Annotated in this window: 12 protein-coding genes; 5 read left to right on the forward strand and 7 right to left on the reverse strand. The window is 59.5% G+C overall.

Going from position 1 to position 14,954, the window contains the following annotated elements; translation table 11 throughout:
* Positions 1-177 precede the first annotated feature (177 nt).
* Entirely contained in the window at positions 178-1,158 is a 981-nt protein-coding gene (locus tag BMZ66_RS20625) for a hypothetical protein (RefSeq protein WP_143080318.1), read from the forward strand.
* A 100-nt stretch (positions 1,159-1,258) separates the two neighbouring features.
* On the opposite strand, the gene BMZ66_RS20630 is transcribed toward BMZ66_RS20625, so the two are convergent.
* Entirely contained in the window at positions 1,259-2,104 is an 846-nt protein-coding gene (locus BMZ66_RS20630; protein WP_092677944.1) for a hypothetical protein, read from the reverse strand.
* Positions 2,105-2,292: 188 nt separating this feature from the next.
* Between BMZ66_RS20630 and BMZ66_RS20635 the strand changes: the two genes are divergently transcribed.
* Positions 2,293-2,901 carry a DUF4142 domain-containing protein gene (locus BMZ66_RS20635; RefSeq protein WP_092677946.1) on the forward strand — a complete coding sequence of 203 codons (609 nt, stop codon included), beginning with the start codon at positions 2,293-2,295 and terminating at the stop codon, positions 2,899-2,901.
* A gap of 294 nt (positions 2,902-3,195) precedes the next feature.
* Positions 3,196-3,924 (forward strand): DUF4142 domain-containing protein, encoded by a 729-nt coding sequence (locus BMZ66_RS20640; protein ID WP_177204835.1) that lies wholly within the window; start codon positions 3,196-3,198, stop codon positions 3,922-3,924.
* A gap of 139 nt (positions 3,925-4,063) precedes the next feature.
* On the opposite strand, the gene BMZ66_RS20645 is transcribed toward BMZ66_RS20640, so the two are convergent.
* From BMZ66_RS20645 to uvrA, 5 genes are all read right to left on the reverse strand, one after another.
* Positions 4,064-5,578 carry a porin family protein gene (locus tag BMZ66_RS20645; RefSeq protein ID WP_143080319.1) on the reverse strand — a complete coding sequence of 505 codons (1,515 nt, stop codon included), beginning with the start codon at positions 5,576-5,578 and terminating at the stop codon, positions 4,064-4,066.
* A 19-nt stretch (positions 5,579-5,597) separates the two neighbouring features.
* Complete coding sequence (locus BMZ66_RS20650; RefSeq protein WP_143080320.1) at positions 5,598-6,539, reverse strand: hypothetical protein; 942 nt, start codon at positions 6,537-6,539, stop codon at positions 5,598-5,600.
* On the reverse strand, positions 6,536-7,222 hold the full coding sequence (locus BMZ66_RS20655; protein ID WP_092677955.1) for a hypothetical protein: 687 nt from the start codon (positions 7,220-7,222) through the stop codon (positions 6,536-6,538). The genes BMZ66_RS20650 and BMZ66_RS20655 overlap by 4 nt, the downstream gene beginning before the upstream one ends.
* Positions 7,219-7,764: an RNA polymerase sigma factor gene (locus BMZ66_RS20660; protein WP_092677957.1), complete on the reverse strand. Its 546-nt coding sequence runs from the start codon at positions 7,762-7,764 to the stop codon at positions 7,219-7,221. The genes BMZ66_RS20655 and BMZ66_RS20660 overlap by 4 nt, the downstream gene beginning before the upstream one ends.
* A gap of 166 nt (positions 7,765-7,930) precedes the next feature.
* Positions 7,931-10,960: an excinuclease ABC subunit UvrA gene (gene uvrA / locus BMZ66_RS20665; protein WP_234795188.1), complete on the reverse strand. Its 3,030-nt coding sequence runs from the start codon at positions 10,958-10,960 to the stop codon at positions 7,931-7,933.
* Between the two features lie 258 nt (positions 10,961-11,218).
* Between uvrA and BMZ66_RS20670 the strand changes: the two genes are divergently transcribed.
* Positions 11,219-11,683 (forward strand): hypothetical protein, encoded by a 465-nt coding sequence (locus BMZ66_RS20670; protein WP_092677959.1) that lies wholly within the window; start codon positions 11,219-11,221, stop codon positions 11,681-11,683.
* A 68-nt stretch (positions 11,684-11,751) separates the two neighbouring features.
* Here BMZ66_RS20670 and asnS read toward each other — a convergent pair whose 3' ends face one another.
* Positions 11,752-13,146, reverse strand: a complete 1,395-nt coding sequence (gene asnS, locus BMZ66_RS20675; protein WP_092677961.1) for an asparagine--tRNA ligase — start codon at positions 13,144-13,146, stop codon at positions 11,752-11,754.
* 196 nt (positions 13,147-13,342) lie between these two features.
* Between asnS and rpoN the strand changes: the two genes are divergently transcribed.
* Positions 13,343-14,932, forward strand: coding sequence for an RNA polymerase factor sigma-54 (rpoN, locus tag BMZ66_RS20680; protein WP_092677963.1), 1,590 nt, complete (start codon positions 13,343-13,345; stop codon positions 14,930-14,932).
* The last annotated feature ends 22 nt before the right edge of the window (positions 14,933-14,954 follow it).

Consider the following 14,954-nt stretch of genomic DNA (forward strand, 5'->3'; position numbering starts at 1 on the left):
TTTGATTTTTAAAATAAATGTGTTTCGGAAAAACAAGTTAAACATTTGATAATAAGATAATTATTAAATGGCTCAGCTTTTCTTAAAATATAATTCTTTATATTTTATATTGTATATGTTACCAAAAAATATATATTTGTCCAAAGCAAAATCAATTAATCACAAAACCCACCCCGCATGAAAGCTCTTTACAAAATCATTCCTTCCGCCTTCTTAGCAGGCGCCTTGTTCTTTGTAAGCTGCGATAAGCAGCGGGAAGCCGTAGCGCCTTCAACCAGTGCGTTGTCGCAGGATGGCAAAGCAGCCCAAACACTCAGTGCGCCTATACTCTCTTTTGTTAGCGTCACGGGCTCAAGCATCACACTATCGGTGTGTGGTGGCTCGGAACTTGGGGCTCCCGCTGGATTTTCGGTTCAGTGGATGCTCAAAAGTGAGTTTGACGCTACCGGGTGGCCCGCTTCCAGTGATGTAGTCGAAAGTTCTTCCTTCTGCAAGGCATCGTTCTCGGGCGTTCCGGGGGCATCCGGCTACAACATCAAAGGAATGGCATGCGCCTATGTGACAATTGGCGATGTCATGTTTGACCAAGTTGGGGCTTCATCACCCTGCGAAGATGTTGCGCTAAAATGCAGCAAAGAATACGTGTTTCGCGCCTTTGCCCACAACGTTCCCCAGGGGGCTGCAAAAAGCAACTGGTCTATAGATGCAGTGGGCATCACTGCTAACTGCAGCGAAGTCGGCACTTGCACGTACACCCAGGGCTTTTGGAAAACGCATGGCCCAGTGCCCAAAGGGAACAACGCTTACGTTTGGCCTGCTTCTGTCAAAGCCGATGGCTTAAGCTTGGGCGGCACTCCATATGACGCTCTACGGCTTTTGACTCTTTTCAATACCAAACCTGCTGGCAACGGCTTCATCTCGCTGGCGCACCAGCTTATTGCCGCAAAACTGAACGTGGCCAACGGTGCCGACGCATCCTCTGTGGCTGCCAACATTGCGGCTGCCGATGCCCTGATTGCGAAGGCTGTCAACGGCTACCTGGCCCCAGGTGCAACGAGTGAACTCACAACGCTTCTCGATAATTACAACAGTGGCAAACCAGGCGCTGGCCCCGGGCATTGCCCAGACAAGTCCTTTGCGGACAATGGCTCTAACTAACATTTGCAACAAGAAGGTTAGCATACGCTAATACCTTCTCCTACACACAAACGCCACCTGCTTACGAAAGCAGGTGGCGTTTGTGCTTAGCAGGCGGGGCTTAGCGCAGCGTAATGGTTTTGGTGCGGCCGTTCACCGTCACCGACGCAACCCGGTCGCAGTCCTGGGTGCCGGTGGGGTCGTAGTTGAGCAGCATGGCCTGAGCGTTGGCGTTGGTGATGCTGATGGTACCGGCCACAAAGTACTTGAAGCAGTCGCCGCGCTTGATGAGCGGCGTTTGGATGAGGGTGACGTAGGTTACCCCGCGCCGGTTGGTGCCATTGGCCGAACCGGTTACGCTGTACACGTCGTCGGAAGCTTGGGGCGTGCCGTAGCCGGCCGTGCGGGTGAAGGTCCAGTTGGCGGTCCAGGAATGGGTGCCGCCGTTGTTGGCCCGGACGATGCTGGCGTTGGTGACGTCGACGGTGAACGAGCCCAGCCCGAGGTCGGTGAAGGTGCGGGTGGCGGTGTGCTGGTTGTCGTTCACGAAGTAGGTGTCGCGGGTAACCACGGCGCCCGCGCGGCGGGTGAGCACATCGGTGGTGAAGCGCACACGGATTTTGCCGCGGCGGTAGCGGCCATCGGGGCAGAGGCAGTTGGTGGGCCCGAAGTCGATGGTGAGTGTGCGGGCGTTGAAGTCGTAGCTGCGGGTGGCGCAGCTGCCGAACCGAATGCGGAACTCTGCCTCGGTGAGGAGGTAGGCCGAGCCTTGCACGCTGGGGTCGGCGGGCCCGGCGGCCTGCATGGCGTCGGAGCTGAGGGCCGTTTCAACGTTGTCTTCGCTGCGGTCTTCGGCCGACGTGATGTCGTCGGGTTCGGCAGTGGACTTGCGCTGGCAGCCGGTGGCAAGAAGCAAGCCGCTGGCCAGGCAGGCCAAGGCCAGGGAGCGGAGAGCAGAGGTACGCATAAAGGGGTGTGTAAAAGAAGTTGGTGAATGGATGAAGTGACTACTTGTGGGCCGTTGGAAGCGCCTCGACTGCCGAGGTTTAAAGCGCTAACTTAAAAGTTGAAGCTGGCCACAAAATAACCCCGCTTCGGGGCAAGCGTATAGCCAGACATCTATACAATCAGGCTTTCTACTAATCCACTTTGTGTATGCCTCGCTTCCTCTATTTCCCCCTGCCCTCGCGCCAGCTGTTGCTGCGGCTTGCCGTGGTGCTGCCTATGCTCACCGCTTGCTCGGGCAGCAGCAGCGACGACGCTGTGGACGCTGCCAATGCCCAAAACCGCAACAGAATCAGCGAAGCTGATGTGACAAAGAAGCAGGAAGCCGATGCTGATTTCCTGGTGAAGGCCACCAGCAACGCGCTGCTGCAAGTAGAGCTGGGCAAGCTGGCCCAGGCGCGCGCCACCACGCCCACGGTGCGCAACTACGGCAGCCGGCTGGTGAAAAGCCGCCTCGACCTGCTGGCCTCCCTGCGCAACGTGGCCGCCAGCAAGCAGCTGGCCGTGCCCGCCACCCTGGGCGGCGACGAGCAAGCCGCTTACCACGAGGTGAGTATCCTAACCGGCTCTGAAATCGACAAACGGGTGATGAAGCTTATTCTGAAATCGCAAAAGCAGGACGAAGACGCTTTCGACGACATGAAGGAAGATGCCTATGACGGCGACATCCGCGCTTTCGCGGCCAAGTACTACCGGCCCGTGCGGGAGGAGCTGGCCATGGCCGAGGAGATAGACGAGACCATTGAGGACCTGCCCTAGCCCTTGGGGCCACTCATGCCCGCTACGCACCTGCCCATTACTCGCGAAGCCAGCGCTAGCCCACCTATTGAGGGAAGTAAATGAGGGCCTTTGCAAGACCGTGACCAGCGTTCAGCTTAGTGTAAATCAACGGTTCAGGTTAGGTAGCTGCGACTGATAAAATACGGCCGAGCATGCAACATATTGCCCTTTACTGCCCGTATTAGCTGTGCTAACAGGAATTTAGCAATCAAGCTTAACCCACCTGTCGCGATGGTCTTCCCTCATTCCTTTCCCACAAAACCCTTTCCTCCTATGAAACGCTCCTTCATTCCGTTGCTGGCTACTGGCCTGCTTGCTTTAGCTTCCTGCGGCGACGCCAACAAGTCTACTTCTGCCGAAGGCGGCAACGCCAGCGACAACACCATGACCAGCTCGGCCACCGGCGGCGACACGGTGTCGGCTAATATGCCAGCTGGCTCTGAAAATCCCGAAAATCAGCCACAAAATGCTGGCACGGCCCAGAGCAACACCGGCAACGGCGCCATGCGCGGCACCGACGGCGCCATGGGCGGCATGGCCAAAGGTGACCCCAACGGCCCCACTGCTCCGCACAAGGACGATGCGGAGTTCATGAAGTCGGCGGCTCATAGCGACCAGAACGAGATTCAGCAAAGCAAAATGGCTCTGCAAAAAGGCGTGACCGGCATGGCTAAAGAGATGGCCAACAAAATGATTGCCGACCACACCAAGTCGACCACTGAGCTGAAAGCCATTGCCGCCAAAAAAGGCGTGAAGCTACCCACCGACATGGACGCCGAGCACAAAGCCCTGGCCCCCACCATGCAAAAGCTTTCGGGCAAGGAGTTTGAGCAGCGCTACATGGCTCAAATGCTGACCGACCACCAGAAGACGGCCAACACCATGCGTGCCCACGAAACTATGACGCAGGACGCTGACCTGAAAGCCTTCATCGGCAAAACGGTGCCCGTGGTAGAGCAGCACCTGGGCATGGCCCAGCAGAACGGCAACATGAAAATGTAAGCATCCTGGCCAGGGCATTATAAGCCCCAGGAACACACAAAAAAGCCGCTCTCAATTCGAGAGCGGCTTTTTTGTGTGCAAGCCCAACCGGTATATGCTTTGCTCAGAAGCATGCTCCAAGTGGCGCCTTGGGGCGCTGCTAGCGGTAGCCAAACCGGTACCGCAACCCGAAGCTGCCTCCCCCCGCCATGAAAGAACCATTCTTGGCGTAAGGCGATTCCTCCAAAAACTGGCCGTTGCTCTCAAAAACACCGCCTTTCTCAAAGAAGGTGCGCACATCCTTGTTCATCACGTATTGGAAAGTGGCTTGTACACGCCGGCGGCGCCCAAAGGCGTAGCTGGCATCAACGCCCAGCGCAGCATGCACGCCAAACGCGCGCCGACGAAATCCGAATGTTTCTTGGGTGGTCACCCGGCGGTCGGCGATGGCATATTCGCGAAAATTCACCGACGACCACAAGGGTATCAGGCCGCCCACGGCGTCGAACTGCAGCCGTTTTAAGAATGACGTGGTGAGGGCGTAGCGTAGCATCACGGGCAAAGCAAAGCCTCGCTCTCTAAGCGTTTGATTGGGCACCGATGATGAGTCGGTACCAGTCTGAAAGACCGTTCCCACGGGCTCGTCATTAAATGTCTCGCCGTAATTAATCCCTAGCTGGATAGCCCAGCGGGGCGCCAGGTAATAGCCACCGTACACGTATGGAACTGGTCCGGCCGATACGTACTGCGCATAGGTGCCGTAGCCGCCGCGGCCGTTTACCGGGTAGCGCGTCGTTTGGGTTTCCGTCGGGGTCGTTTTGACTACTGAATTCGGGTATGGGTTCTGCTCTGAGTAGCGCACGCGGTAGAAGTAGCCGCCTATTTCGGAACCCACGTAAAACCGCGGCCGGAGCGTCACGACTTCGCTGGCGGGCGCCAACCGCTTGACGTAGCGCGCCGGCTGAGGACCCAAGGTTAGGCCAACGCGCAGGCTATTAGTCAGGCACAGAACGGGCCTTCCGGACAGCAGCAGCACGGCGACACCGTTATTAGCGTCGATGAAACCGTAGCGGCCCAACCGGCGCTGCAGGCCGTAGAGCAGGGCCACATCGGCGGTGATGAAACGCTGGCCGCTGTTGCGATACAGAAAGTATTGGGTTTCACGAGCCCCATTGCCTAACCCAGTTCCAAGTGCTACCGACACGTAGTCGGCGAAAAAACTGCCAACGTTGCGGCCCTGCAGGAGGCGCCGCTCCCGGTTATGGTAGTAGCGTCCGGCCACCTGGGTCCGAATTCCTAAGCCCTGACGGCTCTCGGCGCTGGCATCGGGGCGGTAGCGGGTGATGGCCGGGCTCACTTCGCCCAGCACCGACCAGTCCGGGTTATCAAGCTTGCGCTCATAAGCCAAGTGGAGGCCGTAGCGGGTGTAATAGGTGCCGGGGCCGAAGGCGGAGGAGGAAGGCAGAAAGTTGTTCAGGCCCAGTTTCCACAGGCTGCGCTGCTCTTCTTGCACCCGCAACGGCACGTCGGTTGCCGAGGGCACCGCCACCTCTTCGCCGTACTTCAATTGCGTGGTGTCGGGCACCGTCTGAGCCACAACGCGAAACGCAGAACCAACCAGCAGCCCAATCCAGGCCAGGGTCTGACGGCTACGAAAACAAGATAGATTAGCCATGGAGAAGAGGACGAAAAGATTAGAATTGGGCGGAAAGCAGCTGAATCTGTAGGGTGAGCGGCGCGTAGGAAGTATTCACTCGCACCACCGGGCGCGCCGCCCCGGCCGGCTTGGTAGTCAGCGAGGCGCGGTTGGCTGTGATTTTTTTAGCGGCAGCGTAGGCCGGCGGCACCGTCAGGGCACCTTGCAGCACGTTGAGCTGATAGGAGAAAAGCTCGGGTTCGGCCGCGCTAATGACTACCTCGGTCCGGTCGGCCTCCACGGTGAGCTTGCGCAGGTCGGCGGCGGGCTGCACCCGGACGCTGCCGTAGTAGTTGCGCACGAAGCAGCTGCCGCCCAGCCCCAGCAGCTGCACCGCCGACTTATTGGCTTCGCAGGTGAAATCGGCTTGCACATTGGCGGCATTCAGGTCGGCGTAGCGGGCACTGACCGTGAGGGTGCCGCGCAGATTGCGCAGGGTAATCTGCCCGAAGTTTTGCTCTAGTTTTTGCGCGCCGCTGAGGTCGGCCAGGGTGGTTTGGCCGTAGGCGTTTATCACTTGCAGGGGATTGCCGGTAGGCATTAGCACGATGTACTCGGCGCGCAGGTCGCTGCGTACGGGCGAGGCCCCAGCCGGCAGCACAAACAGATTGACGAGGTCCAGCGCATTGCCGGTTTGCTGGAGCCGATACTGCGCCACGGGCAGGTCCTGCACGGCCACCTCCCGCTTGGCGTGGCGGGCGCTGAGGCGCAGGGTCACCTGCACGGTGGGCCGGTCCCAGCCCCGCACCTGCACGTTGGCCTTTTCGGCCCGGATACGCACCGCCATGCCGGGCGGGCAGTTCCAGGTTTGCTCCACGGTGCGGGTCACGACCTGCACCCGCTGCTGGGCCCGCGCGGCGGGCAGCACCAGGAGTCCGAGCAACACGGCCAGCCCTCCCCACCGCCACCAGGCCCCAGGCCAGTGAATAAATAACATCATGAGATAAGAAGTTGAACCAGTTCGCGGGTAACGGTAGCTTTCAGAGTGACAAGCCGGGCCTGCTCGCGGAGCAATTCCGGCGAGGCGCCGAAGCGGCGGGCGTCCTGGTGCAGCTGAGCTTCCTGGGTTTCCAGCTCTTCCAGTTGCATTCGCAGCGTCCGGAATTCGCCCGATTGGCATACCACGGGCTGCGACGAGCAGTGGGCATCGATGAAGGACAGTCCCTGCCGCTCCAGCGGGTCGGCTGGTGGCGCGGGCAGCGAGAGCAGGCTTTCTTCTTCGCTAAACGTCACCGTTTCGCGGGCAACTGTGGGCACCGAAGCAGCCGGGCGTACCTGCCACCATACGCCCAACACCAGCAGCACGCTGGCTGCTATAGCCAGCATCCGGCGCATGGAGCGAGCGGGCCACAACTGCCGCTCCACGGCCAGCGGCGCGGGGGCCGCAGCGGGCACTTCCGTAGCTGCCGCTGCATCCAGCCGGGCCGCTACATTAGCCCAAAGGTCATCGTCGGGCTCATACGTCGGCAGCGCGGGTATGGCTTGGGCCAAGGCGACATCGACGGCTAGCTGCGCCTCAATGCGGGCCCAGGTAGCTGGCTCGGGCTCGTGAGCCGGCAGGTTGTTCAGGGCCCGCCGCAGGTTTCGCCCGCCCTTTTCGGGCATTTCGGGGGTCTGGCTCATTGGTAGAGGTACTGAAGTTTGCGTTGCAGCAGGCGCTTGGCGTGGTAGAGCTGCGACTTGCTGGTGCCTTCCGCGATGCCGAGCATCTCCGCGACCTCGCTGTGGGCGTAGCCTTCCACCTCCACCAGGCAGAACACGGCCCGGTAGCCGGCCGGCAACTCGCCAATGGCTTTGTCCAGGGCCTCGCCGGTGAGGTTGTCGTGCCAAGCCACCAGGGGCTCGGGGTGGCGGTCCTGGTCGTACACTTCCATGCGCTGCTCGCGCCGCAGCGTGAGCAAGGCCCGCCGCACCACAATGATTTTAATCCAGGCGCCCAACGTCGACTGCTGCCGGAACCCCGACAGGCCTTGGAATATTTCGACAAAGGCTTCCTGCAAGGCATCCTGAGCTAGGGCCCGGTCGCCAAGAATTCGCAGAGCAGAGGAAAACATGGCCGTCTTGTATTGCTGGTACAGGCGAAATTGCGCCTGACGGTCCTGGGCCAGACAGCCCGCCAGCAGATGCTGTTCTTCAGAAAGCAGACGAGGCGGGGAACTGGACACGAACCTTTATTAAATTCTTTGCTCCAAAGTGTCGGGCCATTAAAGAAAGGTTGGTTGGTGACAAAAAAATGTTTTCACTGCCCATTTCTAAAACTCATTCAAGCACTAAAAAGCCCGTCATGCAGTGCATGGCGGGCTTTTTAGTGCTTGAATGATGACGGGTATGTTAGGCCTCCGTGTATTTGCTTATTTTCAGTTCCTCGGCCAGGAAGCGGGCCGTGTGGCCTTTATCAGACTTAGCCACCTGCTCGGGCGTGCCCTGGGCCACGATGGAACCACCGCCCGCGCCACCCTCGGGGCCGATGTCAATGACATAATCGGCCACCTTAATCAGGTCCAGGTTGTGCTCGATGATGAGAACGGTGTTGCCTTTGTCGGCCAGCTTTTGGAGTACATCAGCCAGGTGGTTGATGTCTTCGAAGTGCAGGCCGGTGGTTGGCTCGTCGAGGATGTAGAACGTTTTGCCCGTGTCCTTCTTGCTGAGCTCGGTGGCGAGTTTCACACGCTGGGCCTCGCCGCCGGAAAGCGTGGTGGCCTGCTGGCCTAGAGTGAGGTAGCCCAGGCCCACATCGTTCAGCGTTTTTATTTTACGCAGGATGCGGGGCTGGAACTCAAAGAACTCCACCGCCTTTTCCACCGTCATGTCCAGAATGTCGGTAATGGACTTGCCTTTAAAGCGCACCTCCAGGGTTTCGCGGTTGTAGCGACGGCCTTTGCAGGTTTCGCAGGGCACGTGCACGTCGGGCAGGAAGTTCATCTCGATGGTGCGGATGCCGGCGCCCTCGCAGGTTTCGCAGCGCCCGCCCTTCACGTTGAAGGAGAAGCGGCCGGGGCCATAGCCACGGATTTTTGCCTCGGCCATTTCGCCAAACAGCTGGCGGATTTCGGTGAACACGCCCGTGTAGGTAGCCGGGTTCGAGCGCGGCGTCCGGCCAATCGGCGACTGGTCCACCTCAATCACCTTATCCACCAAATCCAGCCCTTCGATGCTGCCGTAAGCCAGCGGCTCCTTCTTGGAGTTGAAGAAGTGCTGATTCAGAATTGGGTACAGGGTGTCGTGAATAAGCGTCGATTTGCCCGAGCCGGAAACGCCCGTCACGGCCACCAGCTTGCCCAGCGGCACCTTTAGGGTCACGTTTTTGAGGTTGTTGCCCTTGGCGCCCTTCAGCACCAGCTCGGCGCCTTCGCCCTTGCGCTTTTTCTTACGCATCTCGATGTGCTTCTGCCCGCTCAGGTACTGCGAAGTGAGCGAGCCGGAGCTCAGAATCTCCTGCGGCGTGCCCGAGGCCACGATGTGGCCGCCGTGAATACCCGCGCCGGGACCAATGTCCAGCACGTGGTCGGCGTGAAGAATCATGTCTTTGTCGTGCTCCACCACAATCACCGAGTTGCCGATGTCGCGCAGGTGCTGGAGGGCCTTGATGAGCCGCTCGTTGTCGCGCTGATGCAAGCCGATGCTCGGCTCGTCCATGATGTAGAGCACGCCCACGAGTTGGGTACCAATCTGGGTGGCGAGGCGGATGCGCTGGCTTTCGCCGCCGCTCAGCGTGCGCACGGGGCGGTGCAGGTTCAGGTAATCGAGGCCCACTTCCAGCAGGAAGCCGATGCGTTTGCGGATTTCCTTCAGCAGCTCGCGGGCAATCACGTTTTGGCGCTCGGTGAGGCGGTCTTCTAATCCTTCAAACCAACCGGCCAGGTCATTGAGGTCCATCACCGAGAGCTCCCCGATGTGCTTGTCGGCCATGCGGAAGTGCAGGCTTTCCTTTTTCAGGCGGTAGCCCTCGCACTCGGGGCAGGTCTGGGCCTGGGCGTACTGCGAAATCCACTCGCGGATGTTGTCCGACTCGGAATCCATCTGCCGGCGTAGGAAGGGAATAAGCCCTTCGAACGCCTCCGTGTACTGGCTTTTGCTGTCGTCGGCCTCGTCCTCCGTAATTCCGTGGAGCAGGCGCTTGAGCAAGTCCTCCGAGAGCTTCTCGATGGGCGTGTTCAGGGTGGCTTTGTGCTTTTTAAGAATGACCGAGAGCTGCTGGAAAATCCAGATGTCGCGGTAGTCGCCCAGCGGCGCAATGCCGCCGCGCGCAATGCTCAGCTTGCGGTCGGGCATCACGCTGTCTTCCGTTATTTCCTGTACCTCGCCCAGGCCGTTGCAGGTGGGGCAGGCACCGTAGGGCGAGTTGAAGCTGAAGGTGTTAGGCGCCGGGTCGTCGTAGGCGATGCCGGTGGTGGGGTCCATCAGGAAGCGCGAGAAGAACTGCGGCTTGGCCTTGTCGCCCTTGGCATCGGGGTCGAGCACCAGCATGGTACCCTTGCCGTGCACCAGCGCGTTCTGCACCGAGCCGCTGAGCCGGAACCGGTCTTCCTCTTTCACCACCAGCCGGTCAATCACGATTTCGATGTCGTGAATCTTGTAGCGGTCCACCTGCATCTTGGGCGTGATGTCGAGAATTTCACCATCGACGCGCACCTTGGCAAAGCCCAGCTTGGCAATCTTCTGGAAGTCTTCGCGGTAGTGGCCCTTGCGGCCCTTCACCACCGGCGCCAGCACCACCAGCTTCTTGCCATCGAAATGCTTGAGGAGGAAGTTGATAATCTGGTCGTCGCTCTGCCGAATCATCTTCTTGCCCGTGGCGTAGCTGAAAGCTTCGGCCGTGCGGGCATACAGCAAGCGCAGGAAGTCGTAAATCTCCGTGATGGTGCCCACCGTGGAGCGCGGATTGCGCGAGGTGGTCTTCTGCTCGATGCTGATGACCGGCGAGAGGCCCTCAATCTTGTCTACATCGGGCCGCTCCAGGCCGCCCATAAAGCTGCGGGCGTAGGCCGAAAACGTCTCCATGTAGCGGCGCTGACCCTCGGCATAGATGGTATCGAAGGCCAGGCTCGACTTGCCCGAGCCCGAAATACCCGTGAACACCACCAGCCGGTTGCGCGGAATCTTTACCGACACATTCTTGAGGTTGTGCTCGCGGGCTCCGTACACTTCAATGTAGGGCGCTTCGAGGTGCTGCGAGGCGGGACTGTGGCCATTGAGCTGGCCGTGGGTGTGGGCCGTGGTGGGGCCAGCAGCCGGCAGCTCGGTAAGGGTGCGCACAGTGGCGGCCGTTTCGGCGACGGCTTCTTTAGCTGTGTTTTTCAGCGCGGGAGCCTTGGCTTTGGGGGCTTTGGCAACCGGGGTATCGGTGGATTTTTTGGCCATTCAGAAACGCAGCAGATAAGTGCGCAAAGGTACGAAAAAGGGAGGCCGAAGGCTAATGGAAACGCGCTATTTGCCAGTCGCATTAGCCAATTCGGTCGGGTACGTTGGTGCACAACAGCAACCTGCCCCGGTTTGTGCCCGCACATCGCAGATGATTAGCTAAACTATTCCGGCAGCAGTTTCAGGCCCAACTAATCAAGTTGGCATCGTACTTGCAACTGATTAATTATATTCTTCTGCACTCCTTAATTCCCTGTCATGCACAAGCTCCCCAAAATCTCCTATACCCTGGTGCTTGGCCTGCTGGTTTGGGCCACTCCCGCCGCCCACGCCCAGACCACCACGCTGCCCCCGTGGATGAATAAGCGGGTAGAAAACCCGGCCCCGCAGCCCGCGCCCCAGCCCACCCAAACCAACGGTACTGTGCTCGGCGATGTGCTGCCGGAAGTGTTTGGCCGCCCCGCCCGCAACGACGACCGCAACTACGACAACAGCCGCAACCGCAAGGGCCACCCCCACGGCATGCCTCCCGGCCAGGCCAAAAAACGCGGCTACCGCGCCAACCCCAGCAACGGCGGCCTGCCTCCCGGCCAAGCCAAAAAAGGCAATGTCCAGGTCTACGACAACCGGGTCTATGACGACCGCCGCTACGACGACCGCCGCTATGATGACAACGGACGCGGCAATGGAAAAGGCAAGGGTAACGGAAAAGGCGAAAAATAATCCGGCCTCTATCAAGCGAAACATCCAGCAATAAAAAGGCGGCCCTCACCGGGCCGCCTTTTTTGGTTTTAAAACGCCGCGTTCTTGGGATAGCGCGGGAAGGGAATAACGTCGCGGATGTTGCTCATGCCCGTCACGAACAGCACCAGGCGCTCGAAGCCCAGGCCGAAGCCGGCGTGCGGCGCGGTGCCGAAGCGGCGGGTGTCGAGGTACCAGTCCAGCTCATCGGTGGGCACGTGCATTTCGGCCATGCGGGTGGTGAGCTTCTCGTAATCCTCCTCGCGCTGCGAGCCGCCGATGATTTCGCCGATGCCGGGAAACAGCACGTCCATGGCACGCACGGTGCGGCCGTCCTCGTCCAGCTTCATATAGAAGGCTTTGATTTCCTTCGGGTAGTTGGTGAGGATAACGGGCTTCTTGAAGTGCTTCTCCACCAGGTAGCGCTCGTGCTCGCTCTGCAGGTCGGTGCCCCAGTCCACGGGAAACTCGAATTTCTGCTTGGCCGACTTCAGGATTTCCACGGCCTCGGTGTAGGTGAGGCGCTGGAAGGCGTTGTCGACCACAAAGTGCAGGCGGCCCAGCAGCTCCTTGTCGTATTGCTCGTTGAGGAAGGCTAGGTCGTCGGCGCAGTGCTCGAGGGCGTAGCGCACCAGGCTTTGAAGGAAGTCCTCGGCCAGGTCCATGTTCTCTTCGAGTTCGTTGAAAGCCACTTCAGGCTCTATCATCCAGAACTCGGCGAGGTGGCGGGCGGTGTTGGAGTTTTCGGCCCGGAAGGTGGGACCGAAGGTGTAGATGCTGCCCAGCGCCATAGCTGCCAATTCCCCCTCGAGCTGACCCGACACGGTGAGGTTGGTTTGCTTGCCGAAGAAGTCCTCGGAGAAGTCCACCGAACCATCGGCGGTGCGGGGCGGGTGCTCGGGCGGCAGCGTGGTCACGCGGAACATCTGGCCCGCGCCCTCAGCATCGGAACCGGTGATGATGGGCGTGTGGACGTAGAAAAAGCCGTTCTTATTAAAATAGTCGTGAATGGCAAACGCCAGCGCGTGTCGCACGCGCAGCACCGCCCCAAAGGTGTTGGTGCGGGGGCGCAGGTGGGCAATCTCGCGCAGGTGCTCCAGCGACGTAGCCTTTTTTTGCAGCGGGTACGCTTCGGGGTCCGATTTGCCCAATACAGTAATTTCGGCGGCCTGCACTTCCACGGTCTGGCCCTTGCCTTGCGAGGCCACCAGCTTGCCCCGAATGGCCACGCACGAACCAGTAGTGACGTCCTTCAGCGCTTCTTCGGGAAATTTCTCCGCGTCGGCTACTACCTGAATGTTGTGGAGAATCGAACCGTCGTTGACAGCAATGAACTGGACGTATTTGTTGCCGCGGCGGGTGCGAACCCAGCCTTTGACGAGAACTTCGCGGTCGAGCTCCTGGCTCGACAGAAGTTGCTGCACGGTGGACCGTTTGAGGGACATAACTTGCGGGAAATCGTAGTATGAGAGGGCAAAGGTAGCGCGCAGCCTCAGTAGCGCGGACTTTTAGTCCGCGGGTACCAGGCTTATTAACTCGCGAACTAAAAGTCCGCGCTACTGAGGCTGCGCTACCTCAACTTTTCAAGCGTAACCCTAGTAAAAACGACTGCGGGCCCGCCCTTTTCGTATTTTCGTTCCTATGCAACGCCTCGACCTCAAACAGCTCCTTTCCCAAAAGCTTAGCCCGCAGCAGATTCAGTTTATTAAGCTGCTGCAGATTCCTACGGCCGAGCTGGAAACCCGCATCAAAGAGGAGATGGAGGTGAACCCGGCGCTGGAAGAGGACGAAGCCGACGAGCCCGAGGAAATGGAGCGCGACGATGACGACAGCGACGCCGACGACGACCCCGATGCTTCGCTCGACAACGACGAAAACACGCTGGACGAGGATTTCGACGACCGCAGCTCCGACCAGGAAATGGCCGACGAGATGCCCGAACCCGAAATCCTGCCCAAGGATGAAGGCCCGGTTGACTCCGACACCGCGCCCGATAACACCGACCTGGACCTGAGCGACTACCTCAACGACGACGAAATTGCCGGCTACAAGATGCAAGGCGACGGCCCCGGCGAGGAAGAAGAGCGCGACACGCCCCTGGCCGACACCAGCGGCTCGCTCATGGACTCGCTGATGGACCAGCTGCACTTTGCCGACCTCGACGAGCGCCAGGAGGCCATCGGCCAGCAGCTCATCGGCTCGATAGACGGCGACGGCTACATCCGCCGCGACCTTTCAGCCATTGCCAACGACCTCGCTTTCTCGCAAAACCTGGAAGTGACCGTGCCCGAAATCGAGGCCGTGCTGCGCGTCATTCAGGGTTTCGACCCGCCCGGCATCGGCGCGCGCGACCTGCCGGAGTGCCTGCTGCTCCAGCTGGAGCGCCGCCCGCAGGACGAGAACACGGTGAACGCCGAGCGGATATTGACCGAGACGTTTGAAGAGTTCAGCAAGAAGCACTACCCGCGCATTCAGCAGAAGCTGGACCTGGAAGACGACGAGCTGAAGGAGGCCATCAACGTGATTCTGAAGCTGAACCCCAAGCCGGGCGGCAGCGGCCCCAGCGGCCTGGGCAAGACGCAGTACCTGATGCCCGACTTCATTCTGACGAATGACAACGGCCTGTTCAACCTGACGCTGAACGCCCGCAACGCCCCCGAGCTACGCGTGAGCCCGGCCTATACCGAGATGTTCCGGACCTACGACAAGGCGGCCAAGAAGGACGCCAAGATGAAGGAGGCCGTCACGTTTGTGAAGCAGAAGCTGGACTCGGCTAAGTGGTTTATCGACGCCATTCGGCAGCGCCAAAACACGCTGCTGCGCACCATGAATGCCATTGTGGAGCTGCAGCGCGACTTCTTTGCCGAAGGCGACGAGGGCAAGCTCAAGCCTATGATTTTGAAGGATATTGCCCAGCGCATCGGCATGGACATTTCCACGGTGAGCCGGGTGGCCAACTCAAAATCCATCCAAACCGAGTTTGGCATCTACCCGCTCAAGTACTTTTTCTCCGAAGGTATTGCCACTGATTCGGGCGAGGATGCATCGAGCCGCGAGGTGAAAAGCATTCTGAAAGACCTTATCGGCAACGAAAGCAAAGAACGGCCCCTGAGCGACGACAAGCTAGAAAAAATGCTGAACGCCCGCGGTTACAACATTGCTCGCCGCACGGTGGCCAAGTACCGTGAACAGCTGAATATTCCGGTAGCGCGGCTGCGCAAGGAGCTATAATGCCAAGGGCTTCGGCCCGATG

The organism is Hymenobacter arizonensis, assembly GCF_900115775.1.
Taxonomy (GTDB): domain Bacteria; phylum Bacteroidota; class Bacteroidia; order Cytophagales; family Hymenobacteraceae; genus Hymenobacter; species Hymenobacter arizonensis.